The sequence below is a fragment of the Streptomyces bicolor genome, assembly GCF_000719285.1.
In the GTDB taxonomy this organism is placed as follows: domain Bacteria; phylum Actinomycetota; class Actinomycetes; order Streptomycetales; family Streptomycetaceae; genus Streptomyces; species Streptomyces bicolor.
This window is the reverse complement of the sequence record NZ_JOFS01000026.1, coordinates 40,668-64,039: the sequence shown is the minus strand read 5'-3', so window position 1 is coordinate 64,039 and position 23,372 is coordinate 40,668. Positions and strand designations below refer to the sequence as shown.

The window sequence follows — 23,372 nt, the reverse complement described above, 5'->3', positions numbered from 1 at the left end:
GGCCTCAGCTCTCCTCGGGCGAGGGACTGTCGGCGGGTATCGCTCCCGGCGCGGGCCCCGAGTCCTCGAACTGGCTGCGGACCGCATCGGAACCGGGGGCCTGGGGGTTCCCCCCGGTGAAAAGGCGCATGCGTTCCAGCACGGCCTCCGCCGTCGGCCGCTCCATCTCGTCCACGATCCGCCCGTCGCCCAGGAAGAGCACCAGGTCGGAGTGGGCGGCGGCCCCCGGGTCGTGGGTGACCATGACGACGGTCTGCCCCAGCTGGTCCACGGCCTGCCGAAGGAAGCCGAGCACTTCCAGGCCGGCCCGCGAGTCGAGGTTGCCGGTCGGCTCGTCGGCGAAGATCAGCTCGGGCCGCGAGGCCAGCGCGCGGGCGCAGGCGACGCGCTGCTGCTGACCGCCGGAGAGCTGGGAGGGCCGGTGCCGCAGCCGGTCGCGCAGTCCCAGTGTGTCGATGACCTGGTCGAGCCACTTCTCGTCGGGCTTCTTGCCGGCGATGTCCATGGGCAGGGTGATGTTCTCGGCCGCGTTCAGGGTCGGGATGAGGTTGAACGACTGGAACATGAACCCGATCCGGTCCCGCCGCAGCCGGGTCAGCTCCCGCTCCCGCAGCCCGGTGATCTCGGTGTCGCCGAGCCACACCTGTCCCGCCGAGACGTCGTCGAGGCCGGCGAGACAGTGCATCAGTGTGGACTTCCCGGAACCCGACGGCCCCATGACCGCCGTGAACCGGCCGCGCGCGATGTCCACGTCCACCGAGTCGAGGGCGAGGACGGTCGTCTCGCCCGAGCCGTACGCCTTGGTCAGACCGCGGGCGCGGGCCGCGATCCCGTCGGCCGACGCGGGGTTCGGGGCGTGCTCCGCAGCTGCAGTGGACAAGACCGCCTCCTCGCGGACGTAACGGACACCTCGTCCCCGCCGAGCGTAATGTGATCCACCACACACTCGGTATCCGTCGAAGGTCCCGGTCCGTCTCCGTCCCAGGTCGGGCCCCTGATATCGATGTAAGGGGCATGCTCTGTCCGCTCGGCCGCACCCTTGCCGGTGCTAGCACCATCGCGCTAGCTTCGAGGTATGGCGAAGACCCAGTTGAACGTGAGAGTGGACGAGGGCACCGCCCGCGCCGCCCGTGAACGCGCCCTGGCCCGAGGCATGAGCGTCAACCGGTACATCGAGGAACTGGTGAGACAGGACACCGGCGAGGTCGGCCAGACGTTCGTGGAGGCCGCCGCGGATTTCATGAAGCAGTACGAGTCGGTGTTCGCGGAGGAGTTCGGTGCCGACCGCGAAGGCACGCGCGAAGGTCGCCCCTGATCCGTTGAGCAACAGCGACCTGACCATCGACCTTGCCTGGCTCCTGATGCTCGCCGAGAAGAGAACACCGGGAGATCCCCAGGTCACCGACTGGGGAGCTCTCGTCGCCGCCGTCGCCCGCCATCAGGCGGAGATCTTCGACGTCCCCGTCTACGACAGCCCGCACGCCCGAGCCGCCGCCCTCCTCCAACTGCTCATCCACGTCCCCGCGTTGGAGCGCTCCAACGCCCTGTTCGCCTCCGCCGTCGCCTACGCCTATCTCGTCGCCAGCGGCATGAAGGTGGTCACCTCGCCCGAGCAGGTGCGCGAACTGGCCCGGCTGGTGAAGACCGGCGAGGCCTCGGTGCACGACATCGCGCGGGAACTGCGGCAGTGGAGCCTGTGAGCAGCCGACCACATCCTGATCACTCGCTGATCCGGGGCCGCCACGCCGTGCCCAGCACGCAGTACGACGACGGGAGCACCGGCCCCTTCTCCGGCATCATCACCCGCCGGTAGGGGCCGAGCTCGAACCCTGCCGCCCGCAGCGCGGCGACCGGCTCACGGGAGAGATGGCAGCCGCCGCTCACCAACGGCCACACGGTCCGGTCCAGCGCGCGCTGTGTGAAGTGCATCGCGGGCCCGCCGCCCCGGCCGTGCTCGAAGAACCGCACGACACCGCCGGGCCGCAGCACCCGCCGTACCTCACTCAGTGCCCGCGGCACGTCCCGCACACTGCACATCACGAGCGAGAGCACTACCGCGTCGAAGGCCTCGCTCTTGACCGGCAGCGCCTCCGCCGCGCCCGGCACGACGTCCACGGGCACCCCGGCCCGCAGCGCGGACTCCACCGCCAACTGCCGCAGCACGCGCTCCGGTTCGATGGCGACGACCTCCGAGACCGCGCTCGGATAGTGGGCGAAGTTCAGTCCGTTGCCCGCGCCGATCTCGATCACCCGGCCGGACAGCCCGGCCAGCAGCCGATCGCGTACACCGCCCATCCCCATCTTCGTCTCGGCGTTGACGCTGATCCGGGCGTAGAAACGGGCGAACAGCGGGTGGTGCACGGCATCCCGTGACACCTTGCCGGAGCCGGCGGACCGTAGGGCCATGGGGACCTCCCGGGCGGGATGGGACTCACTCCCGATTGTCCCCCGTAAGGCGTCGACGCACCCCCCCGCTGTCGCTGTGTCTGTCGTGCCGCCGCGACTCAGCCGATGAAGTCCCGGACCTGCTCGTACACGCCGTGGTCGTTGTTCATGTCGGTGTGCGAGACGCAGCCCACCTCCACGTTGGTCGCGCCGCTGAGGATCGCGGTGGTGTCAGGGGTGAGCGCGTCGTCGCAGTTCGACCAGTAACTGGCGTACGACACACTGCCCGGCGTCTCGTCACCCGAGTTCAGAGCGGTCAGGAACGAGCTCCCGGTGTTCATCTCCGCGCAGGAGGTGTACAGCCACGCGCACCACGAAGCGGTGGACGTGCCGTGGTTCACGCCGGCCGTCGAGACGAAGTCGTCCACGTACGACGTCCCGCCGAGGTTCTTCAGGTAGTAGCGGGAGCTGAGGGCGCCCATGGAGTGGACGACCACGTCGACCTTCGAGGCACCGGTCCGGGCGAGGACGTTCTTGATCTCGGTCGAGAGTTGCTGGGCCGTCGTCGCGTTCGACTGGGTCCAGTCGTACGAGAAGGCGTCCAGCTCGGAGGAACTGTAGCCGTCGGCCGAGAAGTAGCCGATCCAGTCGTCCCAGCTGCTCGCCGAACTGCTGAGTCCGTGCACGAAGACGACGGGGTCGTGGGTGGCGGCGTGCGCGGGTGTGGGGGAGAGGGACAGTGACAGAAGGAGCGAGGTGGCCAAGGCCGAGGCGGCCGTGGCGATGCGACGCGTGGTGCGCTGCATGGTGCCTCCTGAAACGTGTGGGGTTGTCAGGAGTGTCGAGCCGGGTCTACGCGCGCCGCATCGGCGAAATCGCCGGTCTTTACGGTTCAATTAACCCGCCAGTAACGTCATTTGTGTGGTGACTCCGGTGAACCCCCAGCCCCGCGACCGCACTTCGCCACCGCGGCTGACGGGCGACTGGCGACAGCAGGCCGCCGCCCTGGCGGAAGGCGTCCGGGTACGGGTGCTGCGTGCCGTGTACGGCGATCCGCGCGCCGCCGCCGAACTGGCCGCGCGCCTGACCGACCGCCAGGCGGCCGGCGTCGACCCGCTCCCCACCGACCCGGCCGAACTGGCCCCGTCGCTGCTGCGCGAACGCCGGGCGGAGATAAGGGCGTTGCCGCACGACACCCGCCTCCTGCTGCTCCTGGCCGCGGCCGACCAGTACCCCGTCCCCACCGACGCCTTCCTGCGCGCCGTCATGGCCGCCCGCCTCGACACCCGGCTCCTGGACCCCGCCGAGGCGGCCGGCATCGGGCACGCGGGAGCGGGCGGGGTGGTGTTCCGTGACGCGTGGACGCGGATCGCGGCCTACGAGACGGGCTCCCCGGCCGACCGCCGCGATGTGCACCGCCTGCTGGCCCGCGTACTGCGCGGCGAGGACGAGACGCCGGGTCGCTCCTGGCACCGGGGTGCGGGGGCACTCGGCCCCAGCGCACGGCTGGCGGCGGAACTCGGCGCCGCCGCGGGCAGGGCGGGGGACGCGGGACGGCTGTCGGTGGCGCGAGCGCTGGCCGAACGGGCCGCGGCGCTGTGCCCTGACCCGCCCGGGCGGAGCCGCCTGCTGGCCCGGGCCGCCGCCTACGCGTGGCGGTCGGGCGACGGAGACCGCGCCCGCAGGCTGGCGGCCACCGTCTCCGACGACGCGTTGAGCGGGGTGCTGGCCCTTCGGGCGGGGAACGCGACGGAGGCGTTCGACGCATTGCTGATGGGGGTGGTGCGGGCGGGGGCGGCGGGCGTGGATCCGACGGGGGTGGTGCGGGCGGAGGCGGGGGGCGTGCATCCGACGGGAATCGTGCGGGCGAAGACCCGGGAGTCGAGGGGCGTGGTGGTGCCCCCCGCGTCAGCCACCGTCGCCGCTCGCGTCCCGACCCCTGTCCCCACCCGCGCCTCCACCCCGGAGGCCCACCTCCTCGCCAGAGCCACCGAGGCCGCCATCTACACCGGGGACATACGCCGCCTGCGCGAGGCCGCCCGGGTCGCCGACCGGCACGGTGTGGTGCCGCCCGGGACGTTGACCGGGCTCGTGGCCGCCTTCGACGGGCGGTACGAGGACGCGCGGGACCTGCTCAAGGCGGCGGCCGGGCGGTGCGGTCCGGGTGGTGACCCCACCGTCCTGATCCACGCCGGGATCGCCGCGCTGCTCCTCGGCGATCACACCCGCGCGGCCACCGCGACCGTCCGTGCGGCCGCCTCCGCAAGGGCGTTGGGCACGCCGGTGACCGTGCCGCAGGCCATGGAGTTCCGCGCGTACGCCGACTTCTGGACCGGGCGCCCCCGGGCCGGCGAGGCCGCCGCGGCCGACGCGCTGTGGCAGGCTCACGCCACCGGTCAGGACAACGGCGCCTGTCATCTGCAGGCCGCCCTCGCGATGTTCGCGGCGCTCGCCGGAGACGCCGAGGTCTGCCGCGAACGTGCCGCGACCGCACGGTCGTACGCCCTCGCCCACGGCCTGGGCCTGCCCGCCGCCCTCGCCCAGTGGGCGCTCGCCTTCCTCGACCTCGGCAGTGGCCGCTTCGCCGCCGCGGCCGCCCGGCTGCGCGCCCTCGCCGGTTTCGGCCCCGGTCACGGTCACCGGGCCATCCGCCACCTGGCCACCCCGCACTATGTGGAGGCCGCCGTCCGTACCGGCGACACCCGCATCGCGCGTGTCGCGCACGCCGACTACCACCGGTGGGCGAGCGCCGTACACAGCCCGGACGACCTGGCCCTCAGTGCCCGCTGCCGCGCCCTGCTCGCGCCCGGCGCGGAGGCGGTGGACCACTACCGCACGGCCCTCGACCTGCACTCCCACGGCACCCGAGACTTCGAACGCGCCCGCACGGAGCTGCTGTTCGGCAGCGCCCTGCGCCGACTGCGCCGCCGTACGGAGGCACGAGACCGCCTGCACAGCGCCCTGGAGGCCTTCGACTCCTTCGGCGCCCCGCACTGCGCGGCCCAGGCCCGTACCGAACTCCGTGCCCTCGGCGCACCCGCCTCATCGACCCCCAACACCACGGACCACCCCACGACCCGCCTCACGGCCCAGCAACTCCTGGTCGCCCGGATGGCCGCCGAGGGCGCCACCAACCGTGAGATCGCCGCCCGCCTCGCCCTCAGCCCGCGCACGATCGACCACCACCTGCGGGGCGTCTTCACCCGCCTGGGGATCCGCTCCCGGATCGAACTGGTGCGGCTCATCGCCGAGAGCGACGAGAGCGGGGCTGTCTAGGAGCCCGACGGTGCCCATTCGTCGGAAAAGACGCGGGCCAGTCCGGCGAGATTCTGCGGACAGGCCCAGATCTGCGCCTCCTGGGTGTCGCCCCGCTCCGGGAAGACCAGCGCCTCCAGCGCGAGTCGAAGGTCGGCCAGCTCGTCATCGAGCGGCAGATCCTCATACGGATGCTCCTCATGGGCACAAGGCGTCCGGCCCAGAGCACGCTCGACCGCGCCCAACGCCTGCAGCACGCGCGCCTCGGCCGCCGCGTCCGGACGTCCGTAGATCACATAGGGCCCTGTCAGCACAAGACCGAGCGTCCACGCAGCGGTGTTCGGAGCGTCGGCCGCCACACTCGCCTCGACCTTCCTCGCGCATTCCAGTACCGCGCGCGACGCGTCGCCGGCGTGGTAACCCTCCCGGATCTCGTCCCAATCGGCGATCAGGTCGTCCCACTCGGCGGCGGTGGGAGGCACCTCGTGGTCGTCATGCCGGTCATCGAGCGTGTCAGCGTTGGCCATGATCAGAGGATGGCACGAGGGTCCGACAAGCACCCCTCAGGGCGCCTCCCGCCCCCGGAACCCCTCCGCGTCCCACGTCCCGAACAGTCGCGGCGCCAGCCAACCCGGCGCCGCGGCACGGAAGTCGGTGGGCGCCAGCGCCCCGGACCCAGCCGGTACCGCCCCCAGCAGCGGCGCCTCCGCCACCTCCGGCAGATCCGCCAGATTGCAACGCGACGCCAGGTCAGGTGACTCGGGCCAGCTGCCGATCACCACGCCCAGCAGATCCAGCCGGCGACCGCGCAGTTCACGCGCCGTCAGCTCCGTCGTGTTCAGCGTGCCCAGGCCCGCCGACGCCACCACCAGGACCGGCGCGGCCATCAGCTCGGCCGCGTCCGCAAGTGTGCCGCCCGCCTCGTCGAAGCGGACGAGCAGACCGCCCGCCCCCTCCACCAGCACCAGGTCGTGCCCGGTGGCCAGCTTGGCGGCGGCCTCCGCGATCTCGTGCGGCCGGACCGCCGCCCGGCCGGCCCGGCGCGCGGCCGTCGCCGGGGCCAACGGGTCCGGATAGCGGGCGAGTTCGGCGGTCGTCACCGCGCCCGCGAGCCGCGCCACCTCGTCCGCGTCCCCGCGCTCGTCCGGCCGTACGCCCGTCTGCGCGGCCTTCAGCACCGCCACCGAGCGGCCCGCCGCCACCGCCGCCGCGGCGACCGCGGCGGTCGTGACCGTCTTGCCGACCTCCGTGCCCGTGCCCGTGATCACCAGTACCGGCATGTCAGCCCTCCCGTGCCGCCGCGCACACCGCGCGGGCGATCCGTGCGATGTCCGCGTCGCCCGTGACGTACGGCGGCATCGTGTAGACGAGGTCGCGGAACGGCCGCAGCCAGACGCCCTCGCGTACGGCGGCCGCCGTCGCCGCCCGCATGTCCACCGGGTGGCCCAACTGCACCACTCCGATGGCCCCGAGGACCCGTACGTCCTTCACACCTGGAATGTCCGTCGCGGGCGCCAGACCCTCCCGCAGCCCGGCCTCGACCCGCTTGACCTCGGCGAGCCAGTCCTGCCCGAGCAGCAGCTCGATCGAGGCACAGGCGACCGCAGACGCCAGCGGATTGCCCATGAAGGTCGGGCCGTGCGCGAGCACCGGCACCTCGCCCCGCGAGATCCCGTCGGCCACGCGTGACGTGCACAGGGTCGCGGCCATCGTCATATAGCCGCCGGTCAGCGCCTTGCCCAGGCACATCACGTCCGGCGTCACCGCCGCGTGCTCCGCCGCGAACAGCGCCCCGGTGCGCCCGAACCCGGTCGCGATCTCGTCGAACACCAGCAGCACGTCGTGGGCGTCGCACGCTTCCCGCAGCACCCTCAGATACGCGGGGGAGTGGAACCGCATCCCGCCCGCGCCCTGCACGACCGGCTCGACGATCACCGCCGCCAGTTCGTGCGCGTGCCGCTCGATGAGGGACCGCAGATGGTCGGCGTACGACTCCTCGTACTCCGCCGGCGGCGGCTGCGCGAACACCTGGCGCTGGAGCACCCCGGTCCACAGCTCGTGCATCCCGCCCTCGGGGTCGCACACCGACATCGGCTGCCAGGTGTCGCCGTGGTAGCCGCCGCGCCAGGTCAGCAGCCGCTGCTTGCCGGGGCGGCCCAGCGAACGCCAGTACTGCAGGCACATCTTGACGGCGACCTCGACCGACACCGACCCGGAGTCGGCCAGGAAGACATGCTCCAGACCGTCGGGTGACATGTCGACAAGGAGCTTCGCCAGCCGTACGGCGGGCTCGTGCGTGAGCCCGCCGAACATGACGTGGCTCATGCGGGACAGCTGCTCGCGCGCGGCCTCGTTGAGCACCGGGTGGTTGTAGCCGTGGATGGCCGACCACCAGGACGACATGCCGTCGACCAGTTCGCCCGAGCCGTCCGCCATCCTCAGCCGCACCCCGCTCGCCGACTCCACGACGAGCGGTTCGACCCGGCCGGGCATGGGGCCGTACGGATGCCAGACATGCCGCCGGTCGAGCTCCAGCAGCTCGGGCACGGTCAGACCGGCCGGGCCGGGCGCGTCAGACGTATGGGTCGGGCCGTGCGCGTCAGGCATTGGGCGCGAGGTCCGTTCCGGCGCCCCGGCGGCGTACGGCGACCAGGTCGGTGCGCGGCTCGTTGGCCGGCGCGGCGGCAGCGGCCGTACCGCAGACACCGCCCTCCGCGTGCGACCCGCACCCGGCACTCTCGTGCGACCCGCACCCGGCACTCTCGTGCGACCCGCACCCGGCACTCTCGTGCGACCCGCACCCCGCACTCTCGTGCGAGCCGCATCCGCCCCCGGCCGTCGCCGCCCGGTGCTCCGGCAGCGTCACCTGGTCGGTGCCCTCCACCTCGAACCCGGCGTCGGCGATCATCTCCAGGTCGGCCTTGCCCGCCTGGCCCTCGCTGGTGAGGTAGTCGCCGAGGAAGATCGAGTTGGCCAGGTGCAGGGCGAGCGGCTGCATCGTGCGCAGATGGACCTCGCGGCCGCCGGCGATGCGCACCTCGACGTCGGGGCACACGAACCGGACCATCGCCAGGATGCGCAGACAGCGCTGCGGGGTGAGGTTCCACTCCTTGGCCAGCGGGGTGCCCTCGAACGGGATCAGGAAGTTGACCGGCACCGAGTCCGGGTCCAGCTCGCGCAGCGAGTAGACGACGTCGACCAGGTCCTCGTCGCTCTCACCCATGCCCGCGATCAGGCCGGAGCAGGCGGACAGGCCGGCCGCGTGCGCCTTCTGCACGGTGTCGACGCGGTCGGCGTAGGTGTGCGTGGTCGTGATCTCCCCGTAGGTGGACTCCGAGGTGTTGAGGTTGTGGTTGTACGCGTCCGCGCCCGCCTCGCGCAGCCGCTCGGCCTGGCCGTCGGACAGCAGACCGAGGCAGGCGCACACCTCGACGCCCTCGTTCTGGTCCTTGATCGTCTTGATGGTCTCGGAGACGCGGTCCACGTCACGGTCGGTCGGGCCGCGCCCGGACGCCACCAGGCACACCCGCTTGGCGCCACCCGCCAACCCGGCGGCCGCCGCCTCGGACGCCTCGTCCGGCTTGAGCCAGGTGTACTTGAGGATGCCGGCCTGGGAGCCGAGCCGCTGGGAACAGTAGGAGCAGTCCTCCGGGCACAGGCCCGACTTGAGGTTGACGAGGTAGTTGAGTTTCACCCGTCGGCCGAACCAGTGCCGGCGTACCTTTCCGGCCGCGGCCACCACATCGAGCAGGTCGTCGTCGGAAGTGGCGAGGACGGCAAGTGCTTCCTCGCGGGTCGGCAGCTCGCGCCGAAGCCCCTTGTCCACCAGCGTGTTCAGCAGGTCCATGGGAGCAGATCCTGGCGTACGGAGTGGTCCCGAGCCAAGGAGAGTTTGCACAACCCTGTCGATTCGATGTGTGGGTATTGCCACACCGTGCGCCGTCGATCGTGCGGCTAGTGTCTGTGCACTGCCTACAAAAGCCCGGAGGAGCCATGGCGTTCGGCTGGATCGACGAGCAGGCGGAGCTGCGCCGCCGCGCCGGACTCGTACGGACCCTGCGCCCCCGCCCCGCCGACTCGCCGCTCCTCGACCTTGCGAGCAACGACTACCTGGGCCTGGCCCGCGACCGGGAGGTCGTCGAAGGGGCGGCCAGGTCCGCGAAGCTGTGGGGTGGCGGTGCGACCGGCTCCCGTCTGGTCACCGGTACGACCGAACTCCACACCGCGCTGGAACGCGAGCTGGCCGACTTCTGCGGCTTCGAGGCGGCCCTGGTCTTCTCGTCCGGGTACGCGGCCAACCTGGCCGCGGTCACCGCGCTGGCACCGCACGGTTCGCTGATCGTCTCCGACGCCGGAAACCATGCCTCGCTGATCGACGCCTGCCGACTGGCCCGGGGCACCACACAGGTCGTCCCCCACTCCGATGCGGAGGCGGTGCGCAAGGCGCTGCACACGCACGCGGGCACCGCGGTCGTCGTGTCCGACACGGTCTTCTCGGTCGACGGCGACGCGGCCCCGCTGGCCGAGTACGCCGAGGCCTGCCGCGAGCACGGCGCGGGCCTGCTGGTCGACGACGCCCACGGCTTGGGCGTGCTCGGCGACGGCGGCCGCGGCGCCCCGCACGCGGCGGGGCTCGCGGGCGCCGACGACGTCGTCGTCACGGTCACGCTGTCCAAGTCGCTCGGCAGCCAGGGCGGCGCCGTCCTCGGCCCCGCCCGGGTCATCGAGCACCTGGTCAACACCGCCCGGACATTCATCTTCGACACGGGCCTCGCCCCCGCGTCGGCGGGCGCGGCCCTGGCGGCGCTGGGGCTGCTGCGACGTGAGCCGGAGCGGGCGGCGCGGGCGCGCGAGGTGGCACGCGAACTGCACGCACGCCTGACCGCCGCGGGGCTGGAAGCGGTACGTCCGGACGCCGCGGTCGTCTCCGTGCGCGCGCCGTCCCCGGAGGGGGCCGTGCGCTGGGCGGCCGAGTGCCGGGCGGCGGGCCTCGCCGTGGGCTGCTTCCGTCCTCCTTCCGTCCCCGACGGCATCTCACGGCTGAGGCTGACCGCCCGCGCGGACCTCTCCGAGGGGCAGATCGAACGCGCTGTACAGGTCATCGGTGAGACACGACCATGAGTCGGCGTGACACGGCCGTGTGCCGGAACTGGCAGAAACGGTCAGAAGTTGTCAGGACTGGAAGGCGGCCGTGAAGCCCGCCCAGCTCTTGGGGGAGAAGAGCAGCGCGGGTCCGGCCGGGTCCTTGGAGTCGCGCACGGCGAGCAGTCCGGGCCAGGGACCCGAGTGCGTCCGTGCCGTCTCGACGCAGTTGTTCGCTCCGGTGCTGTAGCTGCTGCGCAGCCATCGCGCACCGATCAGATCGGTACTTGAGGTGACGTTCCGAGGCAGTGCGGTCATGGTGCCTCCTTACGCGCCGCCAGCTAGCGCGGCGATGTAATCCAGCGATTCCTCGGGCGAAAGGGCGTGGATCCGAAGGGCGTTGAAGGCCTCCGTGTAGGCCTGGAGGTCTTCTTTCCGTTCGAGATAGAGGCTACTCGTCAAGTGGTCGAGAACAACCACATCCAGATCAGAAGTGCTCGAAAATGAGAAGATAACGAAAGGCCCGGTGATGCCGATATGCTCGCCGGCCTTGAACGGCAGGATCTGCAGCCTGACTTGGGGCAACCGCGCCGCCTCCATCAGCCGCCCCAGCTGCCGCGCCATCACCTCCGGCCCGCCGATCTCCCGGCGCAGCACCGCCTCGTCGAGCACCGCGCTCAGTTTCAGCGGCGGATCGGCGTGCAGCACCTCCTGCCTGGCCAGACGGACCGCGACCAGCGCGTCCAGCCGTTCGTCGGCGGCGCCGTCGAGCCCGCTCACCGCAGCCCGGGTCACCGCCCGGGCGTACTCGGGCGTCTGCAGCAGCCCGGGCACCACGGAGGTCTCCAGCGTGCGCATCGCGCTCGCCTGGGACTCCAGGCTGATGAAGTCCCGGTACGTCGGCGGCAGCACTCCGCGGTACGCGTGCCACCAGTGATGCCGGCCGCCCCCTTCGTCGGAGCCCGCCAACATCAGCAGCAACTCCCGCAGTTGGTGGTCCCGTACGCCGTAGGCGTCGAGCAGTAACCGCACATCGGCCGGTTTCACCCCGCTGGCGCCGGTCTCGATCCGGCTCACCTTGGACTGGTGCCAGCCCACCAGCCGGGCCGCCTCACCGCTGGTGAGCCCCGCTCCGGTACGCAACGCGCGCAGTTCCGCGCCCAGTTTCCGGCGGCGCACCGCGGGACCGTGCTGCATGGAGAACTCCTTACTCCAACCGAGCCGCCCAAATACGGTCTGCCGTCGCAGAGTTCACCGCTTCGAGCGACAGATATATGCATATCTTGGTGGATCGGCACCCTGACGGCCCTGGTAATGGCAGTCTGGCGACGAAGCACCAGTCCGGGACCGTACTCGAACCATCCGCTCCGTGTCGGACTACGGTCCCGTTGGGAAAGGGACGACGTCGCCATGGCAGATCACCTGGAAGCATCCGTCACTCTGCCGAGCGATCCCGCTTCGGTCTCCGCGGCCCGGGCCTACGTGGTCTCCACCCTCGCGGAGTGGGGACTCCCGCCGGACACCGAGGTGGCGGAGACCATCCGGCTGATCGTGTCCGAACTCACCACCAACGCCGTACAGCACACCCTGGGACAGTCACCCACCTTCCGCGTGGACATCGAGCTGGACCGTGACGAAACGCTGCGCATCGGGGTGACCGACAGTCACCCGCGGTTGCCCCGGCGGTTGCCGGCCGCCGTCCAGCAGGACAACGGGCGCGGCCTGGTCATCATCCGCTGGCTGACCGCGGAGTGCGGCGGCAATCTGAGGGTGCGGCCGACGCGGGAGGGTGGCAAGACCGTGTCCATCGAGTTGCCGTGGACTGTTCCGGCGGCGAGCGCTCCGCGGGAATAGCCGGGATGGGCTGTCTGTCGGCTACGGCGCCGTTGTGGCTGGTCGCTCCCCCACTCTCGGCTTCGCTCGAGCGGGGGGACCCCCAACGCGGCGGAGCCGCATATCGACACAGCCCCGCGCCCCTTGAGGACGTTGCCGAACCGGAGTGGGCTCGGCCGGCCGCGCTCAGGCCTGCTGCTGGGCTCGGTTGAAAGTTCCGCGCAGCAGCGCCCGGAAGGCATCCGCCGCAGGTGTTGTCTCGTCGCTGCGGAAGGCGACCGAAATCGTACGGCGCAGCCCTCCACCTTCCAGCGCCCGCACCCCCACCGGCGTCACCGATGTCCGCGCCACCATCTCCGGTACCACCGCGACGCCGAGCCCCGCACTGGCCAGCGCGCACACCAGGAGATACCCGGGTGTCGGGACCAGGACCGAGGGCGTGGCCCCTGCCCGGGCCAGGGTCGCCTCGACCTCCCGTCGGGCCGGGGCGTCCGGTGCCATGCTGATCAGGGGCTGGCCGGCGAGTTCGGTCAGCGGCAGCCGCGCGGTTGCGCTGGTGAGGGCGTGGCCCGGAGCGGAGACCAGGACCAGTTCCTCGACGAGGATCGGCTCGATGCCGACGGAGGACGGGAGCGGGGCCGGGGCGCCGGGCTCGTACGCGTGGGTCAGCGCCAGATCGACCTCGCCGGCCGCCACGGCGGAGACACCGGCCGACGGTTCGTAGTCGGCGACGGTCAGCTCCACGTCGGGATGCGCCCGGCGGAAGGCGCTGAGGACCGGTGGCAGCAGATGGATGCCGGCGGTCTGGAAGGTGCCCAGCCGGAGCGTGCCGCCCGAGAGACCGGTCAGCCGGGCCAGTTCGTGCCGGGCCCGCTCCAGTTCGTCGAGCACCCGCCGCGCCCGCGCCACCAGCAGCTCGCCGGCACCCGTCAGCCGCGCCCCGCGATGGTGCCGTACCAGAAGGGCGGTGCCCGCCTCGCGCTCGAGCTTGGCCAGTTGCTGGGAGAGCGCCGGGGTGGTGTAGCCGAGCCGCTCGGCCGCCCGGGTGATCGAACCCGCCTCCGCGACCGCCACCAGGGCGGCGAGGCGGGTCGGGTCGTACACGCGAGCCTCCCGAGCCTTAAGAGATGCTTTAGGAATCCCCAGGATATTCGAAATACCTGCTGAAGGCATCCGCACGGCACCCTGGCCGCATGGACGCTCAGCTCATCGCCTTCACCGGGGTCTCCGCCGGCCTGGTCGCCATGCCCGGGGCCGACTTCACCGTCGTCGTACGCAACGCCCTCGTCTCCCGCCGGGCGGGCATCGCCTGCGCGCTCGGGATCGGGGCCGGACTGCTGGTCCATGTGACGCTCGCGGTGGTCGGAGTCGCCGCCGTGCTGGCCGCCGTACCGGCGCTGTTCCGGGCGCTCCAGGTGGTGGGCGGCGCCTATGTGCTGTACCTGGGCGTCCAGACGCTGCGGCAGCGGCACACCGACGTGGCCGACACACGCGAGGACTCCACCGCGCGACCGCTGCGGCAGGGCTTTGTCACCAACGCCCTCAACCCGAAGGCGTCCCTCACCTTCCTCAGCGTGCTGCCGCAGTTCGTGCCCGCGGGTGCTCCCGCGCTGCCCAGGACCCTGCTGCTCGCCCTGATCGTGCTCGCGATCGCGCTGGTGTGGTTCCAGGTGGTCGCGCTGCTCGTGGACCGGCTCGGCAGGTGGCTGCGCAGGCCGCGGGTCGCCCGGGCGGTCACGCTCGGCACGGGCGCCGCGCTGACGGCCTTCGGCGGGGCGCTCCTCGCCGGGCCGGTGCTGGCCGTCGTCTGAGGGCCCCGGGGGCGGTGACGGCGCGTCAGGGCGCCGTCACCGCCCCCGGGAGGGTCACTTGACCCGGCCGTACCACACGCTCTTGGTCCAGATCTTCTGCAGCCTCACGACGTCCCCGCTCTTCGGGGAGTGCCAGATCTTTCCCTTCCCGGCGTAGATGCCGACGTGGTAGACGTTCGACCCCGAGTGGAAGAACACCAGGTCTCCGGCCTTGCGGTTCTTGGCGGAGATGTGGCGGGTCTTGTTGTACTGCTGGGCCGCCGTACGGGGCAGCTTCTTGCCCGCTTTCTTGAACGAGTACAGCGTGAGCCCGGAGCAGTCGAACCTGTTCGGCCCGGCGGCGCCCCACTTGTACGGGGAGCCCTTCTTCGAGGCCGCGATCTGAAGTGCCTTCGTCGCCGGTGTCGCGGCTTCCGCCTCGGAGGCGAAGCCGGGGGCGACGATGGTGCCGCCCACCGCGGCGAGCGTGAGAGCCGAGGCCGTACCGGCCCGGGCCATGAGCGACGGGACACGATTGAGCGCAGTCATGCGCAACCCTTCGTCAGCCGCCTGTGAAGGATGACCTGTCGGATTCGGGCTGGCGAAGTTGCCCGGCCGCGTTGCCGCGGCTTCACCCCAAGGGCTGCTCGGCTCGAACGAACGTCCGCACCGGCGACCCGTCTTGCTTGGGTCCTCCACTCCTGCCGATCCACTCCTGTCGACCGGTCATCCGGGCGGCGGCAGGACTCGGCGTCCGCCCGGACCGCCCCGCCGTTTTGGCGGGGGCTTGTCGTCAGACAGGGATCTTGGCGCACGGATGAGCGAAATACCCAACGCAATCGGGGATTTGTGGGGTTACTCACCACTCACCCGTTCGGGTGGGCACCCCCGTCTCGGAGTAGGTGTCCACCTGCCTGAGGAGGCCCGGACCAGCGATAAAACGATTAATCGCGCCTTGGAGTCATGCCTGTTGCGCAACCCTGACGGGCCCGCAAATGGACAGGTGGCTACGCCGAAAGGGGGTACGCCGTTTGGTCCGTTTCAGCCTCGTTCCGGACGCCCCGTCAGTGGGCCGAGACGCCGGAACCGGTCCCTCCGCCTCGTCAACTGTCGGAGCGCGGCGGCAACGTGACGCGAGCCGTGCGGCGCTCTCCGTCCAGCACGCGCAACGCACGCGCCAGCGTGGGAGCGTGCAGCTCCGTCTCGCCCCGCTGGTGCATCAGCGCCAGCGCGTCCCGGAGCTCGGCCGCCTTGGCGACCAGCGCCTGGGCTGCGCGCAGTCCTCGGTAGGTGTCGCCGTACTGCGCCGGGTTGATACGGCCGAGCAGGTCCACCACATCGAGATAACGGTCGATCAACTCTCCCTCCGCCCGCGTCAGTGCGGGCAGGGGCGGCAACTCGGGTGGGAGCACCGGCCGATCACCTCCCCGTCGGCGGAGCGAGGGTGGCCTTGCGGCTGGGGATGATCCGGTCCACCAGGCCGTACTCCAGCGCCTCCTGGGCGCTCAGGATCTTGTCCCGCTCGATGTCCTCGCTCACCTGCTCACGGCTGCGCCCGGTGTGCCGGGCGAGCATCTCCTCCAGCCGGACCCGAATGCGCGTCAGTTCGTCGGCCTGGATGGCCAGATCGCTCGCCTGGCCCTCGATCGGCTCGGGCAGCCCCGGCTGATGGATCACCACCCGGGCCCCCGGGAGTGCGAACCGTTTGCCCGGAGTGCCCGACCCGAGCAGCACCGCGGCGGCCGAGCCGGCCTGGCCCAGGCAGATCGTCTCCACGTCGCAGGTGACGTACTGCATCGTGTCGTAGACCGCCGACATGGCGCTGAACGAGCCGCCGGGCGAATTGATGTACAGCGAGATGTCCCGGTCGGGGTCCCTGTGCTCCAGGTACATGAACTGGGCCATCACGTCGTTCGCGGAGGTGTCGTCGATCGGCGTGCCGAGGAAGACGATCCGCTCCTCCAGCAGCTTCGAGTACGGGTCCTGCGTCTTGGTGCCGAAACTCGTGCGCTCGGTGAACTCGGGCAGCACATAGCGGGCGGACGGTCGGGTCATGGCTCACGCTCCCTTGCCGGGGTGCCTGTAAAAAATGTACAGGACGTACATGACGTAATGTAGGGAGCATGGCCTACGAGATTCCGGTGACGCAAGCCAGGGCTGAGCTCGCCGAACTGATCAATCGCGTGGTGTACGGCGGTGAGCGCGTCGTCGTGACGCGCCACGGAAAGCCCCTCGTCGCCCTCGTCTCCGCCGCTGACCTCGAGCGACTCGACGCCCTCGACGCGCCCGTCGAGGACCAGGTGATCAGCTCGGTCTCCAGCGTCCGTGGCGTTGCTTCCGCTCCCCGCGAACGGCAGCGGTTCGGTATCGCGGCCGAGCATCGGGGGCCCGCCCCCTCGTAGCCGCCCGCCGCGGAAGTCCTTCGCGGCAGTCCTGCGCGCAAACGACGAGACCGTGCACCCCCGTCCGCTACAGCGGGGGTGCACGGTCGGTTCGGTGCGGCCGGGCGGCCGGTCAGCCGACGGTGGCGAGTTCCTGGGCCGGCGCGGGCCCGGTGCTCGGCCTGCGGGACTTCATGGCGTTCCCGAGCAGTACGGCACCCAGACCCAGCGCGGCCCACCAGGTCAGCGTCAGGGCGGGTCCGGTCGCGGCGGCGCCGTCGAAGAACGACACCGAGCGCAGCAGGCTCGCGCCCGCGCCCGGCGGCAGCCACTGACCGATCGCGCCGACCGGCTCGGGCAGCATCTGCGGGGCGGAGGACGCCCCCGAGAACGGGTTGCCGAGGAACATGACCACGAACGACACGAGGCCGATGCCCGCGGCGCCGATCAGTGCGGCGAGCCCCGCGACGGCGGCGCTCACCGCCAGCGTGGCCAGGGTGAACACCGCGGCCTCCGTCCACCAGTCGCCGGTGAGGACCTCCAGCCAGCTGTGCGCGAGGGCGGCCGCGGTCACGCCGATCAGGGCGGCGGCGCCGACCAGGGCGGTCACGGCGCGGATGCCGCGCAGCCCGAGGAGGGTCACCGCCGCGCCGGCCGCCATGCCGGCCAGGGCGAGCGGCAGGACGCTCGCGTTGAGGGCGGCGCCGCGCGGGTCGGTCCCGGGTGCGGGCACCACGTCGACCGTCTTGACCTCGGTGCCCTCGGCTGCGGCTTGCTTCGCCACCGCCTGCTGGAGCAGCTGGGCGACCGTCGGGCTCGCGGCCGAGGCGGTCAGCAGTGCCGGTCCCTGGGGCGTGACGACGATCGCGCCGTATACGGTCCGGTCCTCGATGGCGTCCCGGGCGGCGGCCTCGTCGGCGTAGCGGTGTATCTCGAAGGCGCCGTCCTGCTGAGCGAGTCGCCGCTCCACCTGGGATGTGGCGGCGGCCGGTCCGGCCACGCCGAGCGGCAGGTCGCGCGGGGCGGTGCGGGCGGCGGGCCAGGCGAAGGCCCACAGGGCGAGTGCGGCGAGGACGGGGACGAGGACGACGACCGCGATCATGCGACGGGTGGACATGGCTTCCCTCCGGTGCTGCGGGGTATCCCGCTAAAAAGAAGGATCGTTCGTTTTAGGTACGCGGACACCGTCTCGCCGTAGCGGTGCCTTGTCAAGAAGGAATGTTCGTTTTACTTTGGGCGCATGGCCCGCGTGTCCCAGGAACACCTCGATGCCCGCCGCCGGCAGATCCTCGACGGCGCCGCGCGCCTCTTCGCGCGCAACGGCTTCCATGCCACGTCGATGCAGGACGTGCTGAAGGAGGTCGACCTCTCGGCCGGCGCGGTGTACCGCTACTTCAGCGGCAAGGACGAGCTGATCGCGGCGATCGTCAAAGAGGTGCTCGGCGAGATCCGCGCGGCCTTCGAGGACGTGACCCGGCACAGCCCGCCGCCACCGCCGGACATCCTGGTCGGCCTGGTGCTGGGGCGGACCCTGCGCGTCTGGTCGTCCCTCAACGGCGACGGTGAACCGCTGTTCCCGCGCCTGATGCTGCAGGTCTGGGCGGAGACGGTGCGCAACGAGGAGCTGGCGGCCGTGCTGACGGACGTGTACACGGAGCTGCGCGAGAGGTGGGTGCAGGCCGTCGAGGCGTACCAGGAGGCCGGGATGATGCGGTCGGACATCCCCGCGGAACACGCGGCACGCACCATGGTCGCCTCGGTGCAGGGGTTCATCGCCCAGCAGGCCCTCTTCGGGACGGCGCCGGTGGAGGTCCTCCAGGACGGTCTGCGAGCGCTGATGAGCATGCCGGACGCGCAGCCGGGCGCCTGAGAGATCACAGCTCGGTTAACTTGCTTGAAATGCGGTCCAACTAGCCTGCCCATCCACGCCACCAGGGACTTTGCCCCGTGGCTGCGGCAACCGGACCCCGCACGGTCCGGAGCGAGGACTGTGAGGTGGGACGTGCAACTGACCCCGCACGAGCAAGAGAGGCTGCTCATCCATGTGGCGGCCGACGTCGCCGAGAAGCGCCGGGCCCGGGGCCTCAAGCTGAACCACCCCGAGGCGGTCGCCCTCATCACGTCGCACATCCTCGAGGGCGCCCGTGACGGCCGTACGGTCGCCGAGCTCATGTCCTCCGGCCGCAAGCTCCTCACCCGGGACGACGTCATGGAGGGCATCCCCGAGATGATCCACGACGTCCAGGTCGAGGCGACCTTCCCGGACGGCACCAAGCTCGTCACCGTCCACGACCCGATCGTCTGAAGGGGGCCTCGATGATCCCCGGAGAGATCCTGTTCGCCGACGGCCCGATTGCCTACAACGAGGGCCGGGAGGTCACCCGGCTGACCGTCCTCAACGCCGCCGACCGGCCCGTCCAGGTCGGCTCCCACTACCACTTCGCCGAGGCCAACCCCGGTCTGGACTTCGACCGCGACGCAGCGCGCGGCAAGCGGCTCAACATCGCCGCCGGCACCGCCGTGCGCTTCGAGCCCGGGATCCCCGTCGACGTCGAACTCGTCCCGCTCACCGGCGCCCGAGTGGTGCCCGGACTGCGCGGCGAGACCGGAGGTGCCCTCGATGCCTGAGATCTCCCGCGCCGCGTACGCCGACCTGTTCGGCCCGACCACCGGCGACCGCATCCGGCTCGCCGACACCGACCTGCTCGTCGAGATCGAGGAGGACCGTTCCGGCGGACCCGGGCTCGCCGGTGACGAGGCCGTCTTCGGCGGCGGCAAGGTCATCCGCGAGTCCATGGGCCAGTCCCGTGCCACGCGCGCGGACGGCACCCCCGACACGGTGATCACCGGCGTCGTGATCATCGACCACTGGGGCATCGTCAAGGCCGACGTCGGCATCCGCGACGGCCGGATCACCGGCATCGGCAAGGCGGGCAACCCCGACACGATGGACGGGGTGCACCCGGACCTCGTCATCGGACCCGAGACCGAGATCATCGCCGGCAACGGCCGTATCCTCACCGCCGGCGCCATCGACGCGCACGTCCACTTCATCTGCCCCCAGATCGCCGACGAGGCGCTCGCCTCCGGCATCACCACCCTCATCGGTGGCGGCACCGGACCCGCCGAGGGCTCGAAGGCGACGACCGTCACGCCCGGACCCTGGCACCTGGCCCGGATGCTGGAGGCGATGGAGGAGCACCCCATCAACTTCGGCCTGCTCGGCAAGGGCAACACCGTCTCCCACGAGGCGATGCTGTCCCAGATCCGCGGCGGCGCGCTCGGCCTCAAGCTGCACGAGGACTGGGGCTCCACCCCGGCCGTCATCGACGCCTCGCTGACCGTCGCCGACCAGACCGGCGTCCAGATCGCCATCCACACGGACACGCTGAACGAGGCGGGCTTCGTCGGCGACACCCTCGCCGCCATCGCGGGCCGGGGCATCCACGCGTACCACACCGAGGGTGCGGGCGGCGGGCACGCGCCGGACATCATGACCGTCGTCTCCCAGCCGCACGTCCTGCCCAGCTCGACCAACCCGACGCGGCCGTTCACCGTCAACACCGCCGAGGAACACCTCGACATGCTGATGGTGTGCCACCACCTCAACGCGGCCGTGCCCGAGGACCTCGCCTTCGCCGAGTCTCGGATCCGGCCGTCGACCATCGGGGCGGAGGACATCCTGCACGACCTGGGCGCGATCTCGATCATCTCGTCCGACTCCCAGGCCATGGGCCGGGTCGGCGAGGTCGTCATGCGGACCTGGCAGACCGCCCATGTGATGAAGGGGCGGCGCGGTGCGCTGCCGGGCGACGGGCGGGCCGACAACCTCCGGGTGCGGCGGTACGTCGCCAAGTACACGATCAACCCCGCGCTCGCGCAGGGCCTCGGCGGCGAGATCGGCTCCGTGGAGACCGGCAAGCTCGCCGACCTGGTGTTGTGGGAGCCGGCGTTCTTCGGCGTCAAGCCCCACCTCGTCATCAAGGGCGGACAGATCGCGTACGCGCAGATGGGCGACGCCAACGCGTCCATCCCCACCCCGCAGCCGATCCTGCCCCGGCCGATGTTCGGCGCGATCGGACGTGCCCCCGCCTCGAACTCGGTCAACTTCGTGGCGCCGCTCGCCATCGAGGACGGGCTGCCGGAGCGGCTCCAGCTCGGGAAGCGGTTCGTGGCCATCGAGTCGACGCGTGCGGTCACCAAGGCCGACATGCGGGAGAACGACGCGCGGCCCGATGTGCGGGTCGATCCCGACAGCTTCGCCGTGCACATCGACGGGGAGCTGGTCGAGGCCACGCCCGCGGCCGAACTGCCCATGGCTCAGCGCTACTTCCTGTTCTGAGGGCTGGTTGCCGATGTCGCGCGCTGCACTTCTCGTCCTGGCCGACGGCCGTTTTCCCGCCGGGGGCCATGCGCATTCCGGCGGGGCGGAGGCGGCCGTCAAGGCCGGGCGGATCACCGGGGCCGCGAGCCTTGAGGACTTCTGCCGGGGGCGGTTGCACACGGCTGGGCTGGTCGCTGCCTCGCTCGCCGCGGCGGCCGCGCTCGGGGTCGATGCGGTGGCCCTGGACGGGGCTGCCGATGCCCGTACGCCGTCGCCCGCGTTGCGTACGGCGGGGCGGAAGCTGGGGCGGCAGCTGATGCGGGCGGCGCGGGCCACGTGGCCTTCGGCGGAGCTCGACGATCTGGCCCGGCGGTTTCCCAAGGGGGCCCATCAGCCGGTCGTGCTCGGGGTTGCCGCCCGGGCGGCGGGGCTGGGGGCCGTGGAGGCGGCTTACTGCGCGGCGTACGAGAGTGTGAGTGGGCCGGCGAGTGCGACGGTGCGGTTGCTGAGTCTTGATCCCTTTGACGCCACGGCTGTGCTTGCCCGGTTGGCGCCGGAGATGGACCGGGTTGCCGATCGTGCGGTGGAGGCGGGGCGGCGGGTGGTCGACGACGGTGTCGACGAACTGCCGGCGGGTTCCGGGCCGTTGCTGGAGATCGGGGCGGAGGTGCATGCGGCTTGGGCTGTACGGCTGTTCGCGTCGTAGGGCTTCTTTCGCCCCCGCCGCCCCTACCCGTCCCGTCCTGAAGGGGCGCTGCCCCTTCGACCCCGCTGGGGCTACCGCCCCAGACCCCGCTTCGGCCTGAACGGCCTCGTCCTCAAACGCCGGACGGGCTGAGTAGGCCACCCCCAGCTACCAAAGGAGCCGCGCATGCACCTCGACCACTCCCACGACGGCCCCTCTGCCGTCAGCGCCGACGCCCGCCGCCCGGACGGCTCGCGCCGTGCCCTGCGTATCGGCCTCGGCGGGCCCGTCGGGTCCGGCAAGACGGCCACCGTCGCGGCGCTGTGCCGGGCGCTGCGTGACGAACTGTCTCTCGCCGTCGTCACCAACGACATCTACACGCGCGAGGACGCCGAGTTCCTGCTGCGGGAGGCCGTGCTGCCGCCCGAGCGGATCACGGCCGTGGAGACGGGGGCGTGCCCGCACACCGCGATCCGCGACGACATCTCCGCGAACCTCGAAGCGGTCGAGGATCTCGAGGACGAGGTCGGGCCGCTCGATCTCATCCTCGTCGAGTCGGGCGGCGACAACCTCACGGCCACCTTCTCCAAGGGGCTCGTGGATGCGCAGATCTTCGTGATCGATGTCGCCGGTGGGGACGACATTCCGCGCAAGGGCGGGCCGGGGGTGACCACCGCCGACCTGCTCGTCGTCAACAAGACCGACCTCGCGCCGTACGTCGGCTCCGACCTGTCGCGGATGGCGGCGGACGCCAAGGCGCAGCGGGCCGAACTGCCGGTGGTGTTCCAGTCGCTGCGCGGCGAGCCCGGTGTGCGGGGTGTCGCCGAGTGGGTGCGTGCGCAGCTCTCGGCGTGGACGGCATGACGACTGCGACCGGTGGGGTACGGGCCCTCGCGTGGATCGTCGCCCGGGACGACGGGCGGGGTGGTACGTCGCTGCCCGTGCTCGACGGCGGCGGGCCGCTCGCGCTCCGTAGGACCCGGGGGAGCGGTGCCGAGGCACGGGTCGTGCTCGTCGGGGCGATGAGCGGGCCGCTCGGCGGCGATCACTTCACGGTGGAGGCCGATGTGGAGGCCGGGGCCCGGCTGCACGTCGGGTCGGCGGCCGCCACCATCGCGCTGCCGGGGCAGAACAAGGGCGACGCCAGGTACGAGGTGCGGCTGTCCGTGGCCGACGGCGGTGAACTGCGCTGGCTGCCCGAGCAGTTGATCTCCGCCCGGGGCAGTGATCTGCACGTGACGACTCGCGTCGACGTCGGTGCCTCGGGGCGGCTCGTCCTGCGTGAGGAGCAGGTGCTCGGACGCGTGGGGGAGGAGCCCGGGCGGCTGAGCAGCCGGATCCGGGTGAGTGTCGCGGGGCGGTTGGTTCTTGATCAGGAGCTCGCCTGCGGGCCCGGAGCGCCGGGTGGCTGGGACGGGCCCGCAGGGCTCGGCGGGTGTCGGGCCGTCGGTCAACTCGTCGTCGTGCGGCCGGAGTTCGCGGACGCCCCGGTGGCGGCTCGGGTGCTGGGGGACGGCGCCGCCGTCATGCCGCTCGCCGGGCCCGCCGCCCTGGTGAGCGCCGTGGCGGCGGACGCGCTGCGGCTGCGTGGGCTGCTCGACGAGGCGCTCGAGTCCCTGGGGTCTGTCTGAGCGCCC

The 23,372-nt window shown here is 71.7% G+C and carries 28 protein-coding genes and 1 riboswitch; of the genes, 14 read left to right on the top strand and 14 right to left on the bottom strand.

All coding sequences use genetic code 11. The features are described 5' to 3' along the window. Nucleotides 1-4 precede the first annotated feature (4 nt). Nucleotides 5-880, bottom strand: a complete 876-nt coding sequence (locus IF78_RS0129665) for an ABC transporter ATP-binding protein (RefSeq protein WP_037641558.1) — start codon at nt 878-880, stop codon at nt 5-7. A 195-nt stretch (nt 881-1,075) separates the two neighbouring features. Between IF78_RS0129665 and IF78_RS0129660 the strand changes: the two genes are divergently transcribed. Next, nucleotides 1,076-1,315, top strand: coding sequence for a hypothetical protein (locus IF78_RS0129660; RefSeq protein WP_031485953.1), 240 nt, complete (start codon nt 1,076-1,078; stop codon nt 1,313-1,315). 46 nt (nt 1,316-1,361) lie between these two features. Next, on the top strand, nt 1,362-1,700 hold the full coding sequence (locus tag IF78_RS0129655) for a hypothetical protein (RefSeq protein WP_051828273.1): 339 nt from the start codon (nt 1,362-1,364) through the stop codon (nt 1,698-1,700). A gap of 19 nt (nt 1,701-1,719) precedes the next feature. Here IF78_RS0129655 and IF78_RS0129650 read toward each other — a convergent pair whose 3' ends face one another. Both IF78_RS0129650 and IF78_RS0129645 read right to left on the bottom strand, forming a co-directional pair. Continuing rightward, nucleotides 1,720-2,406, bottom strand: coding sequence for a class I SAM-dependent methyltransferase (locus IF78_RS0129650; RefSeq protein ID WP_031485950.1), 687 nt, complete (start codon nt 2,404-2,406; stop codon nt 1,720-1,722). A gap of 98 nt (nt 2,407-2,504) precedes the next feature. Continuing rightward, nucleotides 2,505-3,191: an esterase/lipase family protein gene (locus tag IF78_RS0129645; protein WP_031485949.1), complete on the bottom strand. Its 687-nt coding sequence runs from the start codon at nt 3,189-3,191 to the stop codon at nt 2,505-2,507. Nucleotides 3,192-3,306: 115 nt separating this feature from the next. On the opposite strand from IF78_RS0129645, the gene IF78_RS0129640 reads away from it, so the two are divergent. Continuing rightward, a complete protein-coding gene (locus IF78_RS0129640) occupies nt 3,307-5,661 on the top strand; it encodes a helix-turn-helix transcriptional regulator (RefSeq protein ID WP_031485947.1) in 2,355 nt (784 codons plus the stop codon). Here the strand turns inward: IF78_RS0129640 and IF78_RS0129635 are convergent. Genes IF78_RS0129635 through bioB form a run of 4 tightly spaced genes read right to left on the bottom strand, consistent with a single transcriptional unit; the run spans nt 5,658 to nt 9,487 of the window. Further along, complete coding sequence (locus IF78_RS0129635; RefSeq protein ID WP_051828262.1) at nt 5,658-6,167, bottom strand: hypothetical protein; 510 nt, start codon at nt 6,165-6,167, stop codon at nt 5,658-5,660. The two genes, IF78_RS0129640 and IF78_RS0129635, sit on opposite strands and share 4 nt — an antisense overlap. A 36-nt stretch (nt 6,168-6,203) precedes the next feature. Further along, nucleotides 6,204-6,920, bottom strand: coding sequence for a dethiobiotin synthase (bioD, locus tag IF78_RS0129630; RefSeq protein ID WP_031485945.1), 717 nt, complete (start codon nt 6,918-6,920; stop codon nt 6,204-6,206). Between the two features lies 1 nt (nt 6,921). Further along, nucleotides 6,922-8,247: an adenosylmethionine--8-amino-7-oxononanoate transaminase gene (locus IF78_RS0129625; protein WP_051828259.1), complete on the bottom strand. Its 1,326-nt coding sequence runs from the start codon at nt 8,245-8,247 to the stop codon at nt 6,922-6,924. Further along, nucleotides 8,240-9,487 carry a biotin synthase BioB gene (bioB, locus tag IF78_RS0129620; RefSeq protein WP_031485943.1) on the bottom strand — a complete coding sequence of 416 codons (1,248 nt, stop codon included), beginning with the start codon at nt 9,485-9,487 and terminating at the stop codon, nt 8,240-8,242. Before bioB ends, IF78_RS0129625 begins: the two co-directional genes overlap by 8 nt. 146 nt (nt 9,488-9,633) lie before the next feature. Here bioB and IF78_RS0129615 point away from each other — a divergent pair, with 146 nt between their 5' ends. Further along, a complete protein-coding gene (locus IF78_RS0129615; RefSeq protein ID WP_031485941.1) occupies nt 9,634-10,761 on the top strand; it encodes an 8-amino-7-oxononanoate synthase in 1,128 nt (375 codons plus the stop codon). Between the two features lie 51 nt (nt 10,762-10,812). On the opposite strand, the gene IF78_RS0129610 is transcribed toward IF78_RS0129615, so the two are convergent. Continuing rightward, nucleotides 10,813-11,040, bottom strand: coding sequence for a DUF397 domain-containing protein (locus IF78_RS0129610; RefSeq protein WP_031485940.1), 228 nt, complete (start codon nt 11,038-11,040; stop codon nt 10,813-10,815). Nucleotides 11,041-11,049: 9 nt separating this feature from the next. Next, a complete protein-coding gene (locus IF78_RS0129605) occupies nt 11,050-11,919 on the bottom strand; it encodes a helix-turn-helix domain-containing protein (RefSeq protein WP_031485939.1) in 870 nt (289 codons plus the stop codon). Nucleotides 11,920-12,132: 213 nt separating this feature from the next. Between IF78_RS0129605 and IF78_RS0129600 the strand changes: the two genes are divergently transcribed. Beyond that, nucleotides 12,133-12,576, top strand: a complete 444-nt coding sequence (locus IF78_RS0129600) for an ATP-binding protein (RefSeq protein ID WP_031485937.1) — start codon at nt 12,133-12,135, stop codon at nt 12,574-12,576. Between the two features lie 165 nt (nt 12,577-12,741). On the opposite strand, the gene IF78_RS0129595 is transcribed toward IF78_RS0129600, so the two are convergent. Then, nucleotides 12,742-13,659, bottom strand: coding sequence for a LysR family transcriptional regulator (locus IF78_RS0129595; protein WP_031485936.1), 918 nt, complete (start codon nt 13,657-13,659; stop codon nt 12,742-12,744). Between the two features lie 89 nt (nt 13,660-13,748). Here IF78_RS0129595 and IF78_RS0129590 point away from each other — a divergent pair, with 89 nt between their 5' ends. Beyond that, nucleotides 13,749-14,366, top strand: coding sequence for a LysE family translocator (locus IF78_RS0129590; RefSeq protein WP_031485935.1), 618 nt, complete (start codon nt 13,749-13,751; stop codon nt 14,364-14,366). Between the two features lie 54 nt (nt 14,367-14,420). Here the strand turns inward: IF78_RS0129590 and IF78_RS0129585 are convergent, their stop codons facing one another. From IF78_RS0129585 to IF78_RS0129575, 3 genes are all read right to left on the bottom strand, one after another. Then, the gene (locus IF78_RS0129585) at nt 14,421-14,894 is read right to left on the bottom strand and encodes a C40 family peptidase (protein WP_031485934.1); all 474 of its coding nucleotides are present in this window, start codon (nt 14,892-14,894) and stop codon (nt 14,421-14,423) included. Nucleotides 14,895-14,897: 3 nt separating this feature from the next. Further along, nucleotides 14,898-15,095, bottom strand: a riboswitch (cyclic di-AMP (ydaO/yuaA leader). Between the two features lie 353 nt (nt 15,096-15,448). After that, a complete protein-coding gene (locus IF78_RS0129580) occupies nt 15,449-15,757 on the bottom strand; it encodes a hypothetical protein (RefSeq protein WP_031485932.1) in 309 nt (102 codons plus the stop codon). A 7-nt stretch (nt 15,758-15,764) separates the two neighbouring features. After that, nucleotides 15,765-16,400: an ATP-dependent Clp protease proteolytic subunit gene (locus IF78_RS0129575; protein WP_031485930.1), complete on the bottom strand. Its 636-nt coding sequence runs from the start codon at nt 16,398-16,400 to the stop codon at nt 15,765-15,767. A gap of 68 nt (nt 16,401-16,468) precedes the next feature. Between IF78_RS0129575 and IF78_RS0129570 the strand changes: the two genes are divergently transcribed. Further along, the gene (locus IF78_RS0129570) at nt 16,469-16,747 is read left to right on the top strand and encodes a type II toxin-antitoxin system Phd/YefM family antitoxin (RefSeq protein WP_031485928.1); all 279 of its coding nucleotides are present in this window, start codon (nt 16,469-16,471) and stop codon (nt 16,745-16,747) included. A gap of 112 nt (nt 16,748-16,859) precedes the next feature. Here IF78_RS0129570 and IF78_RS0129565 read toward each other — a convergent pair whose 3' ends face one another. Beyond that, nucleotides 16,860-17,843: an ABC transporter permease gene (locus tag IF78_RS0129565; RefSeq protein ID WP_031485926.1), complete on the bottom strand. Its 984-nt coding sequence runs from the start codon at nt 17,841-17,843 to the stop codon at nt 16,860-16,862. Between the two features lie 123 nt (nt 17,844-17,966). On the opposite strand from IF78_RS0129565, the gene IF78_RS0129560 reads away from it, so the two are divergent. From IF78_RS0129560 to IF78_RS0129530, 7 genes are all read left to right on the top strand, one after another. Beyond that, nucleotides 17,967-18,596 (top strand): TetR/AcrR family transcriptional regulator, encoded by a 630-nt coding sequence (locus IF78_RS0129560; protein WP_031485925.1) that lies wholly within the window; start codon nt 17,967-17,969, stop codon nt 18,594-18,596. Between the two features lie 132 nt (nt 18,597-18,728). Next, nucleotides 18,729-19,031: an urease subunit gamma gene (locus IF78_RS0129555; RefSeq protein WP_010988499.1), complete on the top strand. Its 303-nt coding sequence runs from the start codon at nt 18,729-18,731 to the stop codon at nt 19,029-19,031. 11 nt (nt 19,032-19,042) lie between these two features. Further along, nucleotides 19,043-19,354: an urease subunit beta gene (locus IF78_RS0129550; protein WP_031485924.1), complete on the top strand. Its 312-nt coding sequence runs from the start codon at nt 19,043-19,045 to the stop codon at nt 19,352-19,354. Further along, nucleotides 19,347-21,068 carry an urease subunit alpha gene (locus tag IF78_RS0129545; RefSeq protein WP_031485923.1) on the top strand — a complete coding sequence of 574 codons (1,722 nt, stop codon included), beginning with the start codon at nt 19,347-19,349 and terminating at the stop codon, nt 21,066-21,068. Before IF78_RS0129550 ends, IF78_RS0129545 begins: the two co-directional genes overlap by 8 nt. Nucleotides 21,069-21,081: 13 nt before the next feature. Further along, nucleotides 21,082-21,756 (top strand): urease accessory protein UreF, encoded by a 675-nt coding sequence (locus IF78_RS0129540; protein WP_031485922.1) that lies wholly within the window; start codon nt 21,082-21,084, stop codon nt 21,754-21,756. A gap of 165 nt (nt 21,757-21,921) precedes the next feature. Then, nucleotides 21,922-22,599: an urease accessory protein UreG gene (gene ureG, locus IF78_RS0129535; RefSeq protein WP_031485921.1), complete on the top strand. Its 678-nt coding sequence runs from the start codon at nt 21,922-21,924 to the stop codon at nt 22,597-22,599. Further along, the gene (locus IF78_RS0129530; RefSeq protein WP_107050038.1) at nt 22,596-23,366 is read left to right on the top strand and encodes an urease accessory protein UreD; all 771 of its coding nucleotides are present in this window, start codon (nt 22,596-22,598) and stop codon (nt 23,364-23,366) included. Before ureG ends, IF78_RS0129530 begins: the two co-directional genes overlap by 4 nt. The last annotated feature ends 6 nt before the right edge of the window (nt 23,367-23,372 follow it).

What these genes read in the sequence shown, in the direction of transcription:
- IF78_RS0129660 (WP_031485953.1), top strand. Translation starts at nt 1,076, where the DNA reads ATGGCGAAGACCCAGTTGAACGTGAGAGTGGACGAGGGCACCGCCCGC.
- IF78_RS0129655 (WP_051828273.1), top strand. Translation starts at nt 1,362, where the DNA reads ATGCTCGCCGAGAAGAGAACACCGGGAGATCCCCAGGTCACCGACTGG.
- IF78_RS0129650 (WP_031485950.1), bottom strand. Translation starts at nt 2,406, where the DNA reads ATGGCCCTACGGTCCGCCGGCTCCGGCAAGGTGTCACGGGATGCCGTG.
- IF78_RS0129645 (WP_031485949.1), bottom strand. Translation starts at nt 3,191, where the DNA reads ATGCAGCGCACCACGCGTCGCATCGCCACGGCCGCCTCGGCCTTGGCC.
- IF78_RS0129635 (WP_051828262.1), bottom strand. Translation starts at nt 6,167, where the DNA reads ATGGCCAACGCTGACACGCTCGATGACCGGCATGACGACCACGAGGTG.
- bioD (WP_031485945.1), bottom strand. Translation starts at nt 6,920, where the DNA reads ATGCCGGTACTGGTGATCACGGGCACGGGCACGGAGGTCGGCAAGACG.
- IF78_RS0129625 (WP_051828259.1), bottom strand. Translation starts at nt 8,247, where the DNA reads ATGCCTGACGCGCACGGCCCGACCCATACGTCTGACGCGCCCGGCCCG.
- bioB (WP_031485943.1), bottom strand. Translation starts at nt 9,487, where the DNA reads ATGGACCTGCTGAACACGCTGGTGGACAAGGGGCTTCGGCGCGAGCTG.
- IF78_RS0129615 (WP_031485941.1), top strand. Translation starts at nt 9,634, where the DNA reads ATGGCGTTCGGCTGGATCGACGAGCAGGCGGAGCTGCGCCGCCGCGCC.
- IF78_RS0129610 (WP_031485940.1), bottom strand. Translation starts at nt 11,040, where the DNA reads ATGACCGCACTGCCTCGGAACGTCACCTCAAGTACCGATCTGATCGGT.
- IF78_RS0129605 (WP_031485939.1), bottom strand. Translation starts at nt 11,919, where the DNA reads ATGCAGCACGGTCCCGCGGTGCGCCGCCGGAAACTGGGCGCGGAACTG.
- IF78_RS0129600 (WP_031485937.1), top strand. Translation starts at nt 12,133, where the DNA reads ATGGCAGATCACCTGGAAGCATCCGTCACTCTGCCGAGCGATCCCGCT.
- IF78_RS0129590 (WP_031485935.1), top strand. Translation starts at nt 13,749, where the DNA reads ATGGACGCTCAGCTCATCGCCTTCACCGGGGTCTCCGCCGGCCTGGTC.
- IF78_RS0129585 (WP_031485934.1), bottom strand. Translation starts at nt 14,894, where the DNA reads ATGACTGCGCTCAATCGTGTCCCGTCGCTCATGGCCCGGGCCGGTACG.
- IF78_RS0129575 (WP_031485930.1), bottom strand. Translation starts at nt 16,400, where the DNA reads ATGACCCGACCGTCCGCCCGCTATGTGCTGCCCGAGTTCACCGAGCGC.
- IF78_RS0129570 (WP_031485928.1), top strand. Translation starts at nt 16,469, where the DNA reads ATGGCCTACGAGATTCCGGTGACGCAAGCCAGGGCTGAGCTCGCCGAA.
- IF78_RS0129565 (WP_031485926.1), bottom strand. Translation starts at nt 17,843, where the DNA reads ATGTCCACCCGTCGCATGATCGCGGTCGTCGTCCTCGTCCCCGTCCTC.
- IF78_RS0129560 (WP_031485925.1), top strand. Translation starts at nt 17,967, where the DNA reads ATGGCCCGCGTGTCCCAGGAACACCTCGATGCCCGCCGCCGGCAGATC.
- IF78_RS0129550 (WP_031485924.1), top strand. Translation starts at nt 19,043, where the DNA reads ATGATCCCCGGAGAGATCCTGTTCGCCGACGGCCCGATTGCCTACAAC.
- IF78_RS0129545 (WP_031485923.1), top strand. Translation starts at nt 19,347, where the DNA reads ATGCCTGAGATCTCCCGCGCCGCGTACGCCGACCTGTTCGGCCCGACC.
- IF78_RS0129540 (WP_031485922.1), top strand. Translation starts at nt 21,082, where the DNA reads ATGTCGCGCGCTGCACTTCTCGTCCTGGCCGACGGCCGTTTTCCCGCC.
- ureG (WP_031485921.1), top strand. Translation starts at nt 21,922, where the DNA reads ATGCACCTCGACCACTCCCACGACGGCCCCTCTGCCGTCAGCGCCGAC.
- IF78_RS0129530 (WP_107050038.1), top strand. Translation starts at nt 22,596, where the DNA reads ATGACGACTGCGACCGGTGGGGTACGGGCCCTCGCGTGGATCGTCGCC.